The organism is Magnetospira thiophila, assembly GCF_054657015.1.
Genome location: NZ_BAAHXF010000001.1, coordinates 36,251 through 49,190 on the forward strand (window position 1 = coordinate 36,251; position 12,940 = coordinate 49,190).

Consider the following 12,940-nt stretch of genomic DNA (forward strand, 5'->3'; position numbering starts at 1 on the left):
CCCTTAGTTCGCCGAGCCACCCTCGCCGACCACGAAGAACGGTGCCCAGAAGGCTGGGTGAGCATATTGCGGGGTGGTCTCGTCATCCAGCAGCGCCATCATGGATCTGCGGTACGCTTCAGAGCGACCGATCTTCGGATGGTCCTTGGCTTCCTTCAGCGCCCCCGTGGTCAGCCGCACCGCCGCATTGGACTCCACCGGCCAGTGGGAAACCAACAGCGCCCGGCTGCCCGCGTAGAAGAACGCCTTGGCCAGACCCGACAGGGCGCTGGCATTGGGCGTGCCATCGGCGGCGGCGGTATTACAGGCCGATAGGATCACCCAGTCGGCATTGAGCTTAAGGTCCCGGGCCACCTCACTGGCCGTCAGCAGGCCGTCATCCTCGGCAGTCGCCCGGTCCGGCGGGGTCAAAACCAGGGCGGGCTCAGCCAAGCCTTCAAGATCGCCCGCCACGAGGCCGTGAGTCGCGAAAGCCAGCACCCGGTAGTCAGACAGCTTCGCCTTCTTGATGGTACTCTCTCGGGCTTTGTCGCGCAGGTACAGGGCGGATTGTGTATCTCCGAGGATGCGGGCCATGGCATGGAGTTCACCGGACGTTTCCGGCAAGGCAGGCAGGCCCCGTACAGCGCGGATATCTGCGGTGCCTTTGTATGTATACAGCTTGCCCAGTGTCAGACCCCGGTCGATTCCAGGACTCCCGTCGAGCACCGGATCTCCGATCCCCGCAAAGGGCTTGCCAGCCATCGCCACCTTGGTGAAGCGGCGCAGGGCGCGGAGGGAGGATACCGAGGGCAGGGTGGTCAGGGCATAGCGGCGGGCCAGCCAGGGTACATTGCGGTAGTCGGCGGCGGATTTAAGAGTCCCGCTTGGCTTGGCGGTCACCAAGGTGCCGAGAGGCAGACTGCCGAGGGCTTCGTCGGGGACGACAAACAGGTGGTGAACACCCTTAAGGCTCTTTTCGGCGGGGGCCAGCAGCTTGGTATAGAGATCATGCGCGGTCTTGGTGTCGAAGGGTGGCAGTCCGTTGGCTGTGCCTGCCTTGCTCAGATCGACAGTCGCCAGGAGTTGGGTGATGGACTCCTTGAGGTCCTTGCTGCCGGTTTCCAGCCGATACAGGGTAGTGCCGTCGGGGCGGACGACCCACAGGAAGCTCTCCTCGGGCTTCTTGGTTTCATCAACAGCGTTCTTCTCCACGGTATAGACGAGCATGGCTTCATCGGGGGCCAAAAGCTGTTGCGCCTCGGCCAACGGAAGCGGCTCAGGTGAAGTCAGCGCGAAGTAGTCAGGGAAATCCCGTGCCAGCACCTTATCCAGTGCCGAGATGCGCTTTATTACGGCCTCTTTCTCTGCCCGAAGTTTGGCCTCAGTTTTCATATTGCGCTTATCGGCAGGCTTGCCCAAGGCATCGACAATTTGGTCGTCCAGGCGTTGCCAGAGGTCGGCTTCGTCTTGCCGCTGACGGATACTGCGCGCCAAGGCATCATCACTTGCAGCAAAGCGGGCACCGACACCTGTAATGGCAGCGCCCGTGCTGGAAGCCGAGGCCAACTGCGCCACTTCAAAACTTTCGGCGGTCAGAGCATCACGTTTTGCAGCATCTGTCTGAGCGAGGTGGTCAGCGATGTCGATGTGATTGACAAAATGACCTCGAACATCATGCTGTTCCGCTAATCCCCCGCTTGAAAGCTGTGACGCTGCCTCCATGGCCCGATGGCGACGAATGTTCGTGGAACGGCGACTATAAGTCAAAGCGATATCGTATCGGTCCTGGTCGCTAAATAAGACAGCCATTCCGTTGAGAGTGGATCCCACATGGGGATGTTCCGTCCCCAGAACCTTTTCCCGGATCGCCAGGGCCCGCTTGTACAGCAGCTCGGCCTCGGCGTAGCGGCCTTGCTTCCTATAGAGATTGGCAAGGTTTCCGGTCGTCCAGGCCACTTCCGGGTGATCGGCACCATAGACCTTCACCTGGATAGCCAAGGCGCGTTTGTACAGAGGTACGGCTTCGGCGTAGCGGGCTTGGGAGTTGTACAGGAGCGCTAGGTTGTTGAGACCCGAAGCGACATCCGTGCTCCACGGACCACTGGCCTTTTCGAAGATGGCCAAGGATTTCTTGTACAGCGGCTCGACCTCGGCGTATCGGTCTTGCGCTTTGTAGAGCACGGCAAGGTTATTGATAACCCAGGCCGTATCCACATTGTCCGGACCCAAAACCTTTTCCCGGATCGCCAGGGCGCGATTGAACAGCGGCTCGGCCTCAGCGTATCGGCTTTGCAAATAATACAGCACACCAAGGGTTTTAAGGCTGCTCGCAACATGAGGATGTTCCGTCCCCAGAGTCTTTTCCCGGATCGCCAAGGCCCGCTTGTGCAGCGGCTCAGCCTCGGCGTAGCGGCCTTGCTTCTCATAGAGATTGGCAAGGTTGCCGGTCGTCAGGGCCACTTCCGGGTGATCGGCACCATAGACCTTCACCTGGATAGCCAAGGCGCGTTTGTACAGAGGTACTGCTTCGGCGTAGCGGGCTTGGGAGTTGTACAGGAGCGCTAGGTTATTGAGACCCGAAGCGACATCCGTGCTCCACGGACCACTGGCCTTTTCGAAGATGGCCATGGATTTCTTGTATAGCGGCTCAGCCTCGGCGTAGCGGGCTTGCACTCTGTAGAGCGCGGCAAGGTTATTGATAACCCAGGCCGTATCCACATTGTCCGGACCCAAAACCTTTTCCCGGATCGCCAGGGCGCGTTTGAACAGCGGCTCGGCCTCAGCGTAACGGCGTTGCAAATAATATAGCCAGCCAAGGCCTTTAAGGGGGTAAGCGACATGTGGATGTTCCGTCCCCATGGTCTTTTCCATGATCGCCAGGGCCCGCTTGTACAGCGGCTCGGCCTCGGCGTAGCGGCCTTGCGCCTGGTAGAGCAAGGCAAGGTTATTGATAACGCTGGCCGTAGCCACATTGTCCGGCCCCAGAACCTTTTCCCGGATCGCCAGGGCGCGTTTGTACTGCGGCTCGGCCTCGGTGTAGCGGCCTTGCTCCTTATAGAGATTGGCAAGGTTGTAGAGGCTCTGGGCCACATCAGCATGATCCGCCCCAAGCGTTTTCTCTCTGATCTCCAGGGATTGCTTATATAGGTGCTCGGCCTCGGCATAGCGGACTTGATTAACTAGTTGGACCGCTTGATCATTAAGCGCATTTGCTCGATACGTATCATCGTCCTTATAGGGCCCTAAGAAGGAAGTTGCCTGTTTCAAACCATCTGGGAGCACATCTTGAATTGTCTGACACCCCGCCCCAGCAAAAGCCAGGACAGCCACAATCATCAATGCTACGGATTGACGCATAGATACTCCCCCCGGTATTCCCTCGCCCCCCACATTGACAATGTCTCTCAACAGCATCAACGAGCTTGGATCCCGCATTCTTGTTTATCACGGTTGTCACCCAGGCACAATTCTGCAGGGTAATGATAAGCTGAATGACCGCAGGATCTTGACAACCAGTATCGTCATGACACTGGAACTGTAGAGAAAAATCTCCAGACACTGACCTTCGTTCAACAAAATCGTCCCCCTCCTCTCATTGCAGAACCCAGATCTATGTGCATCTGTGCCTGGCCCGTTTGGGCGTTCAACTTTCAAGATTGCTGGGGTATGATGTTTGCCCGCCAGGGGGGATCATGTTCGAGGGGATCACATGAGACGGGGATTATTGTTCATTGTCGTTCTGATCGGCGGGCTGGCTTCCTGGCCTGCAGCCCAGGCCGAGAAGCGCGTGGCCTTGGTGATTGGCAACTCCGCCTATCAGCACACGGCCAAGCTGGCCAATCCCAGCCACGATGCCAAGGCTGTCGCCGCTGCTCTGCGCCGGTTGGACTTCGACGTGGTCGATGGCTACGACCTGAACATCAACGCCTTCCGTTCCCTGCTGTCTGGTTTTGGCCGCAAGGCGGCTGATGCTGATGTGGCAACGGTCTACTACGCAGGCCATGCCCTGCAAGTGAACGGCACCAACTATGTGCTGCCGGTGGATGCCCGGCTGGCGCGGGAGCAGGATCTGAACTGGCAGGCCATCCCCATGAACTTCATCCTTGATGAACTGGCCGGGGCCAAGAAGCTGAAGATGGTGCTGCTCGATGCCTGCCGCGACAATCCCCTGGCCAACAGCATGTCCCGTGCCATGGGATCCCGCTCCTCCAGCGTCGGGAGGGGTCTGGCGGTGATCGGCGGGCGGGTCAGTAAGACCTTGATCGCCTACGCCACCGGCGCGGGCGACACGGCGTCGGATGGGGCCGGGAAACACAGCCCCTTCACCAAGGCTCTTTTGGCCAACCTGGAAACCCCTGGACTGGAAATCCGGCTACTGTTCGGCAAGGTTTCCGATAACGTCCGCAAGGCCACCAGCGGGCGTCAGGAACCCTATGTCTACACCTCGCTGGGGGGTGACGCGTTTTATCTCAAGCCAGGGACACCAGCAGCGGTGTCGGTGACGTCGAGTGGTGCCGACAAGGAGGCCCTGTTCTGGCAGTCGATCCAGCACAGCAAGCAGGCTTCTGACTATGAGGCTTATCTGAGCCAGTATCCCAACGGTTCTTTTGCGGCTCTAGCCCGCAGCCGGGCGGCGCAGTACAAGCCGCAACAGGTGGCCTCCCTGCCGCCGGAGCCCCAGCCAGCGCCGCGCCCGAGTTATCGGGTTCAGATGATGGACGAGACGTTGTTTGCGGTAAAGACGGCGAACGTTCGGTCTGAGCCGAGTGCGACATCGGACAAGCTGGGTTTGCTGGATGCCGGTCGTCCGGTGGGGGTGACGGGCAGGACGGAGGTCTCCGGGGCGACATGGTACCGGGTGGCCTTGGCCAATGGGGAAGCCGGGTATGTCTATGGGAGCCTGTTGGATGAGCGGGAGCCGCTCCCCATTGCCCCCATACGCCCTGCCGCACCGGTCCGCACGGGGAATCTGTCCCCCGGAGATATCTTTCGGGACTGCGAGAACGCCTATGTGGCGACGGCAGGACGTTACGCACCCTCCGGGGCATTCTGCGGCCCGGAGATGGTGGTGATCCCGTCCGGATCATTCCAGATGGGCTCGAATGATGGCTACGATAACGAAAAGCCGGTGCACCGGGTGAACATCGGTTATCAGTTCGCGGTGGGCAAATACGAGGTGACGCAGGCCGAATGGCAGGCGGTGATGGGCAGCAACCCGAGCTATTTCAAGGGCAGCAATCGTCCGGTGGAGAACGTATACTGGATCGATACTCAGACGTTCATCCAAAAGCTGAACCGCAAGACGGGCCAGCGCTATCGGCTATTGAGCGAATCTGAATGGGAATATGTGGCCCGCGCCGGGACGACGACGACGTACAGTTGGGGCAACAGCGCCGGATCGGGCAATGCCAACTGCGACGGCTGTGGCAGCCGCTGGGATAACAAGGAGACGGCTCCGGTGGGAAGTTTCCGGGCCAATCCCTTTGGCGTTCACGACATGCACGGCAACGTTTGGGAATGGACGGAGGACTGCTGGAACGACAGCTACGCCAATGCCCCATCGGACGGCAGCGCCAGAGAAGGAAATAATTCCTGCAATCGCGTCCTTCGCGGCGGGTCCTGGTACGGCAATCCGTGGGTCCTCCGCTCGGCCTATCGCAGCAGGGGCCTACCTGACTACCGTAACGACGATCTGGGGTTCCGCCTTGCCCGGACGCTTTAGGCATGCATGCCTAAAGCTTACCTTTTATGTTTTAACCCTTTTACCTTTTGGGGGTCTGGGGGCGCAGCCCCCAGCGGATTTAAAAATGGGATTTTGACATGCGACGGAGCCTTTCGATTGGTCTGGTCATTCTGGTGTTTCTGGGTTGGACCCTCCCGGCCCAGGCCGAGAAGCGCGTGGCGCTGGTGATCGGCAACAACAGTTACGCGACCCTGCCGGGCCTGCATAACGCGGTGCAGGACGCCAAGGACGTGGCGGCCAAGCTGAAGGGCCTCGGGTTCGAGGTGATCCTGAAGACCGACGCCGGACGGCGGGAACTGGGCCGGGCCCTGTCTGCATTCGAGGGCAAACTGTCCGGCGGCGACGCGGGATTGGTGTTCTATGCCGGGCATGGCATCCAGGCCGACGGCAAGAACTATCTCATTCCGACCGATGCCCGTGTCGAGGTGGAGGAGGATCTCCGCTTCGAAGCCGTCGAGGCGACCGCGCTCCTCGATACCATGCGCAATGCCGGGGCCCCGATCAACGTGGTAATCCTCGACGCCTGTCGCGACAACCCGCTACCCCGGCGCAGCCGCTCGGCGAGCCGGGGGTTGACAGTGGCCAAGGTGCCCTCGGGGGTCAAGGGGGTCGCCATGCTCTATTCCGCCGGGCCCGGGGAGTCGGCCCAGGACGGGCCGAAGGGCGGCAACGGCGTATTCACCGGCCAGTTCCTGCAGGCGCTGGAACAGCCGGGCCTGACTGTCGAGCAGGTCTTCAAGGAGACGGCGCGCCGGGTCAATCAGCAGACTCACGGCAAGCAGACCCCCTGGATCAATACCTCGCTGACCGGCGATTTCTATTTCAAGCCGGGGACAAAAACTGCGGCCCTCCCGTTGCCCACTGCCGCCGTGGACAAGGAGGCCCTGTTCTGGCAATCGATCCAGGACAGCCGCAATCCGGCCAGCTTCGAGGCCTACCTGTCGCAATATCCCAACGGGGCCTTCGCGCCGCTGGCCCAGGTCAAGGTCAAGGAACTGAAAGTCGCCTCCCTGCCGCCGGAGCCTGCACCGCCAAGCTATCAAATATCTCCGCTGAATCGGGCCCTGTTCATTCGCGGCAACGCCAATTTGCGTGAACTGCCGTCGGTCACCTCCAATAAGAAAGGCCTCGTGGGCAAGGGCGCGGTGATCGCCGCCACCGGTCAGACCGTCGTCGCCGGGGCAACCTGGTACCGCATCGCGGTCAATGGCACCGAGGCCTTCATCCACGAATCCCTGGTCAGCGACCAACCGGTCATGACCGACGCGCCAGTCGCCGTTCCGCAAAAAACCTGGTCCAACCCGGACAACCAGCAGGCCAGCCTGACACCGAGCACCGGTCCCGCCGCCCCGGCACCCTCGCGGCTGACACTGAAGGCACCGGACATCGCCGAGAATGGGGCCGTTGTCCCGGTTTCTGTGGACCTGGATCGCCCGTTAGCCGGCGGGGATGTATTACGCCTCTCGTCCAACGGCCATCATGCCATGGACATTCAGGCCGATCAGGCGGTGGGGCTGAAGCAGGTGAGCACTCGACTGAAATTCGACCGCACCGGTGACTTCGAAGCCGTTGTTCTGCGTGGCGGTCAGTCGGTTGCAATGGGAAGCCAACGGATCAAGATTACCATCGGAGATTCCCCTCGCAACGGCACGAACAGCGGCGAGACAACTATCCGTCATCGGGCCAATGGCGAAACGATCAAAATCCTGCTCAAGCATGGCATGTACGCCAATGACTACCTTAAGGAGTTGGTGGTCCGCGCCGACGGAGGCAATATCATCGCCAAGTTGACGCCCTGGGTGTCAATGAACCCCTACTTCGGCTTCACGGCATCTCGATCCCTGCAGACGGCGAAAATTTCAGCACGCTGATCTCGCTCCGCTTCCCAAGGCCATTCTGTACGATCAAATCAAAAAACCGCTCTGCCACTGCCATTGATCAAGGTAAATGAGCCAGGGTGGGAGAAGTTGATGAAAAGTCATTTGAAGTTCATGACGTTGGTGTTGGTCTGTGCAGCCTTAGGTGCCTGTACGTCCATCAAGCTGGGTTATAACTCACCGCTGACGCCAGCGCAGGACGGCGCATTGCCGGAAGAGGCCACAGCCCTCTTTGGCCACTGGACGCCTCTGAGCCCAAAGCACGATGATTTCGTCTATGTCGGTAAGATGAAGCTCATTGGCCGGGATGCCAGTGGCAGTCAGAATGAACGCTTGGTGATTATCAACCTTGATCCCCATAAACCGGATGGCTGGAATGTTGCGCAGGGTCACTTCTCAGAAATTGAGGGGGTGCATTACGTCAACATGCTTCTGGGAACGAGCGAAGGAACGCAAATGTGGATGTTTGCGGCCTACGAGGTGAACGGTGATCCACCGGTCTTATCACTTACTCCCGTCAAATCCACGTCCATGGAGACTTTTGAAAAAGCTGGAATCATTGGCTTTGACAAAAACAATGAGGGAGGAGCCGTCGCCGAATATCTCCGTCGGTTTGGTGGCAAGGGGTTGCTGCACGATACGCCGTCCAAGTTTGTTCCCACCATCCCACCGAAGCCAGAGGACAAACACTGATCTAGCGTTGTTGTGGGTGGTTTTAACTTTTCACAAGAGATGTTAGGCTTTGCGAGCCGCATGAGTTGGGGGATGAAATGCGTATTTCCAAGTTATCCGTATCACGGGGCATGACCCGCATGGCTGCATTCCTCGGTTTGCTCCTTCTGCTGGGGCTGTCCGTCAGTTCTGCACAGAGTGCCGATTTGCTGGACAAGTTGGGCCGTTGGGCCATCGGCCAATCGGGCGGCGATCCGAATTCCAGTGAAGCGGATAACGCGCTCTCAACCACACGTGAGATTCTGCACAACGATGCCAATTGGTCGGAGAATTTCAAGCAGCGGTATGAGGAAGGAAATTCAAAACCGGGAAAGGCGTCTTCGGGTACGTCTTCAGGCGCCGATACCCCGCCGCGTTCAAATCAGGTCCAGGCGGCGGCACTCCAGGCAGAAACAGCGGCTCCCGTTGTGACCCCACAAGGCAGTAAAACAACTATCGCCGTGATCATTGGCAATCGGGATTACAAGGCACCCATTCCAGATGTTTTATACGCGGAGAACGATGCGGCGGCCTTTGGATGGTATGCGCTAAATGTCCTGGGCGTCGAGCCAGCAAACCTCATTGACCTGCGAAATGCTACATTGGGTGATTTGACTGCGGTATTTGGGGGGCACGAGAACGGCAAAGGGCGGATTTTCGACCTTGTCAGTGGCAATCAGACGGACGTAGTGGTTTTCTATTCCGGTCATGGGGTGCCGGGATTGAAGGACAAGCGAGGCTATCTGCTGCCCGTTGATGGCGATCCCAACCGGGCGGAATTGACCGGCTATTCCCTCGACATGATGATGAGTAATCTCCAAAGCCTTAAGGCTAAGTCCGTGAAGGTCTTCATTGATGCCTGCTTTTCCGGCACCAGTTTCGCGGGACAAATGGTAACGGGGGTGTCTGGGTTGACGGTCGAGCCTCACCTCCCGGCGTCGGGGAACCGCGTTCATGTACTGACGGCGGCTCAGGCGGACGAAGTCGCCAGTTGGGATGCCAAGGCGGAACACGGTCTGTTTACCGAGTACCTGTTGCGTGGCCTGCATGGGGAGGCAGCCAAGGGCACTTACGGCAACGGCACCGGGCGTATCACCCTAGCCGGGCTGAAAGCCTACCTGGATGATCAGATGACCTTCGCCGCCCGTCGGGACTACGGTCGCGATCAGCATTCTTCATTGGATGGCAATGGCCAAATTGTCGTGGCGGACGTGAACCTGCAAGCCCTTCCCGCACGCCCAAAGATCGTAACAGGCAAGGCAATTGCGCCAGACAAGCCCACCCTGGCGGCAGTTCCGCAAGTTCCCGATGATGTCTTGATGCGCAACGGCGACAGGTTCAAGGCAAAGCTGTTGCAGGACGCGGTATCCATTTTGACTCCTTATGGCCGATTGGCTGTCCCTCGTTCGGCGATTGCCGAATTGCACCTGACAGGTGACAATAAAAACGTCGAAACGATCCTCACCGTTTACGGCGGTCGGTTCAGTGGCCAGCTTCTTGACGACAAAATCGAGGTTGAGGTGGCGGGCAACCCGCTTCCCCTGCGCAAGGAAAAGGTTGCCAGCATTAAGCTCGCCCCAGCGGGCAAGCCAGCCGACCCGAAGACTTCCGTCCAGGTAATGATGCGCAATACCGATGCCTTCTCTGTTGATTTGGTGACCACCGAGTTCAAGGTTCGCACGTCCTACGGCGAATTGGCTTTTCCCAAGGACAAGATCAAGGAAATCGCTTTTGAGGGTAACCAACGGGTGATCGGCAAAATCACCTTGAAGGAAAACCAGGGGGTATTTCAAGGTGACCTGCTGAACGAGGACATCGAGATCCGGACGGCATTCGGGGCCGGACTGCTGGTTTACAAGGATAAACTGGCAATGGTTGACTTGATGCCGGAAAAGCTCGGCGAAACGGTTGGGGTGGTTGCCCAGGCCACATTTCCTCCAAAGACGGCAACAGCGTCCAAACAATCCGGCCAATCGTTCCAGGATTGCCCGCAATGCCCAGTTATGGTCGTCATCCCGTCCGGATCATTCCGCATGGGTGACCTGAGCGGTGGCGGCGGTAGCGATGAAAAGCCGGTCCATCGGGTCTCCATCGACTATGCCTTTGCAGTGGGAAAATATGAGGTGACCCAACAAGAATGGGAGTTCATCATGGGGGGCAATCCCAGCAGGTTCAGCGGCATTGACCGTCCTGTGGAACAGGTCAGTTGGGACGACGCCCAGGAATTTATACGGAAACTGATCAAGAAAACCGGCAAGAAGTATCGTTTGTTGTCCGAAGCGGAATGGGAGTACGTGGCCCGCGCCGGGACGGATACCAAGTGGTCCTGCGGTAACAGTGACTTGTGCCTGAATGATGTTGCTTGGTTCGATAAGAACAGCGGGAGTCAAACTCATTCGGTAGGAGGGAAGCAGCCAAACCCCTTTGGCGTTCACGACATGCATGGCAATGTGTGGGAATGGGTGCAGGATTGTTACCAGGACCGCTACGCCAATACCCCGACCGACGGCAGCGCCAGAGAAGGAAATAATTCCTGCCATCGCGTCGTTCGCGGCGGGTCCTGGAGCAACGTTCCGAGGGACCTCCGCTCGGCCTATCGCGACTGGGGCCCTCCAGACGGCCGTGACAGCTATCTGGGGTTCCGCCTTGCCCGGACGCTTTAGGCATGCGTGCCTAAAGCTTATCCACAAGCAGACCCGTCAAGAAGATCCCCCTACAGCACGACTACTCAGAATTCAGCCCCCCTCTTGCTTCCACAGTGCCTCCACGGGGGCGATTGAGTCATTTGAGACAAAATCAATAATACCGTAACCTATTGAACTTTTATGCTAATTTGGTGTCAGGAGTAGGGTTTTAACCAACGGTCTTCAAGTTGCGATCAAGCTACTCAATCCCCGATTTTACAGGCTGTTCTTAAATAATCCGTCACCCGCTGCTGGCTGGCCCGCAAGGCTTCGGTATGCGGGCTGATATAACCTGCCGTTACATCGCCCTTCGGCAAACTGTGGTTGGCCAGCATCTTCATGTCGTAGGGGGACAGGCCCGCCGCATTGGCCGCCGACATCCACGTATGCCGCAGCCCGTGGATGGAAAACGGAACCGCCATGGCGGCCTTCTCTTTCGGGGAGAGTTTCGGTTCGGCAATGTGTCCGGCCTTGGTGCCCGCCGCCGGAAAGACCCAGGGGCTGTCTTCCGCGATTAAGTCATTCTCGCTTTTACGACGGAGAAGGATTTTGACCAGGAAATCTGACAAGGGCAGCACAAAAGCCCGCGCGGCCCCGCCCTTCGGGTTCGGCACCAGTAAGTTTCCGGCATCCAGGTCTATATGTGCCCAACGTATCTCGGCAGCACTTTGGCGACGCAGCCCGCTAAACTGGACGAACAAGTAGTAGTCCCGTCGAACCGGGTTTTTGATCGCCATGACGTCCGCATACCATGCGGGCAGCCGGTCGGCAGTTATTGCGGCGTCGCGGGGCTTCTCGGGGAACCAGTCGACGTTAACGATGGGGTTGGGCGGCAGGTCCTCGTGTTGGCGCATGGCCCGATTGTAGGTGGCGCGGAAGGCCCGCATGGCCGCGTTGGCCGCATATGTCCCCCTGGTCTTGCCGATGCGCTGGTGGCGGTCGTAGACCATCTTGCGGGAAATTTCGGCCAGCGGCTTATCTTGCCAATCCTTGAAGTACAGGCGCATCGAATCTCGGAAACCGTCAATGGTCTTCGGCGAACGGCCCGACAAACCAGAAAGATACAGAGCGGCGGACTCGCCCAGAGTAACGGTTCGGTCCTTGGCAGCCTGCTTGGCCTTGTTCGGGTCGATACCCTTGCGCATAAGATTCAGGGCGTCTTCTGCCTCTTTGCGCGCTTGGGCGGTCGAAACCAGACCGTGCCGCCCAATGGTAAATCGTACTGCTCGTCCGCCAATGTCCCGTTGGGCAATGTAGGTTTTGCTCTTGGCCCCGACCAGCAGGCCAAAGCCCTTCAGCGTGGCATCCATGTAGAGGCGCTGCCCCTTGGCGGGATGCGCCACATGATCGACGACGCTCTTGGTGATCTTAAGGACGGTCATTTTAATAAGGTTATAATAAGGTTTTTAGGGAAAACTAGAGAGTACAGGATGAGTCATGCGAAAAAAATATAGCTTATTATCTGTGAGTTATCAACACACAAGAGGCCTCGATAGGGCTGTAGATAATATACACCCTGTAACTCTTAATCAGCGGGTCGTGGGTTCGAATCCCTCACAGCCTACCATTAAAATCAACGCCTTAGCCGGTTTCGGCTAGGGCGTTGTTCTTTTCGGGTAAGCAGCGTGCTTGTAGCGCGACACATGGTTTTGCAGCAGAACCAAAATCCGAAATTACATATTCGCGGTTGACCGCCTGTCCTGTGGACGGGTGCGGCGGGCTGCCATATCATCGGGGCTGCGGTCATCGTGACAACTGGGAAATCGCCGGTCCAGTTTGGAGGCCCTTCGGGGCGTCCGTTACGGGGAGTGTGGCGTACCCCCTCGGTGATCGTTTTTTTTGGCCTTGGGCACGGCTCGAAGGCAGGACGCCCGCCCCGGAAACAACGAAAGGCCTCCAAGGAGACCTTTCGAGGAAAGAGCGAATCCGCTCCAATTGACACT

Annotated in this window: 6 protein-coding genes; 4 read left to right on the forward strand and 2 right to left on the reverse strand. The window is 58.4% G+C overall.

The features are described from left to right. Positions 1–3: 3 nt before the first annotated feature. Entirely contained in the window at positions 4–3,339 is a 3,336-nt protein-coding gene (locus ACYQ1P_RS00210; protein ID WP_460018366.1) for a tetratricopeptide repeat protein, read from the reverse strand. Positions 3,340–3,691: 352 nt separating this feature from the next. On the opposite strand from ACYQ1P_RS00210, the gene ACYQ1P_RS00215 reads away from it, so the two are divergent. The 4 genes from ACYQ1P_RS00215 to ACYQ1P_RS00230 all read left to right on the forward strand — a co-directional run bounded on the left by ACYQ1P_RS00215 (position 3,692) and on the right by ACYQ1P_RS00230 (position 10,976). Then, positions 3,692–5,704 (forward strand): SUMF1/EgtB/PvdO family nonheme iron enzyme, encoded by a 2,013-nt coding sequence (locus tag ACYQ1P_RS00215; RefSeq protein ID WP_460018367.1) that lies wholly within the window; start codon positions 3,692–3,694, stop codon positions 5,702–5,704. Between the two features lie 98 nt (positions 5,705–5,802). Continuing rightward, a complete protein-coding gene (locus ACYQ1P_RS00220) occupies positions 5,803–7,596 on the forward strand; it encodes a caspase family protein (RefSeq protein WP_460018368.1) in 1,794 nt (597 codons plus the stop codon). Positions 7,597–7,695: 99 nt separating this feature from the next. Next, a complete protein-coding gene (locus ACYQ1P_RS00225) occupies positions 7,696–8,295 on the forward strand; it encodes a hypothetical protein (RefSeq protein ID WP_460018369.1) in 600 nt (199 codons plus the stop codon). A 77-nt stretch (positions 8,296–8,372) separates the two neighbouring features. Further along, a complete protein-coding gene (locus ACYQ1P_RS00230) occupies positions 8,373–10,976 on the forward strand; it encodes an SUMF1/EgtB/PvdO family nonheme iron enzyme (RefSeq protein WP_460018370.1) in 2,604 nt (867 codons plus the stop codon). Positions 10,977–11,200: 224 nt separating this feature from the next. Here ACYQ1P_RS00230 and ACYQ1P_RS00235 read toward each other — a convergent pair whose 3' ends face one another. Further along, positions 11,201–12,379: a tyrosine-type recombinase/integrase gene (locus ACYQ1P_RS00235; RefSeq protein WP_460018371.1), complete on the reverse strand. Its 1,179-nt coding sequence runs from the start codon at positions 12,377–12,379 to the stop codon at positions 11,201–11,203. Positions 12,380–12,940 lie beyond the last annotated feature (561 nt).

Coding starts and splice junctions, on each gene's coding strand:
- ACYQ1P_RS00210 (WP_460018366.1), bottom strand. CDS start 3,339: ATGCGTCAATCCGTAGCATTGATGATTGTGGCTGTCCTGGCTTTTGCT.
- ACYQ1P_RS00215 (WP_460018367.1), top strand. CDS start 3,692: ATGAGACGGGGATTATTGTTCATTGTCGTTCTGATCGGCGGGCTGGCT.
- ACYQ1P_RS00220 (WP_460018368.1), top strand. CDS start 5,803: ATGCGACGGAGCCTTTCGATTGGTCTGGTCATTCTGGTGTTTCTGGGT.
- ACYQ1P_RS00225 (WP_460018369.1), top strand. CDS start 7,696: ATGAAAAGTCATTTGAAGTTCATGACGTTGGTGTTGGTCTGTGCAGCC.
- ACYQ1P_RS00230 (WP_460018370.1), top strand. CDS start 8,373: ATGCGTATTTCCAAGTTATCCGTATCACGGGGCATGACCCGCATGGCT.
- ACYQ1P_RS00235 (WP_460018371.1), bottom strand. CDS start 12,379: ATGACCGTCCTTAAGATCACCAAGAGCGTCGTCGATCATGTGGCGCAT.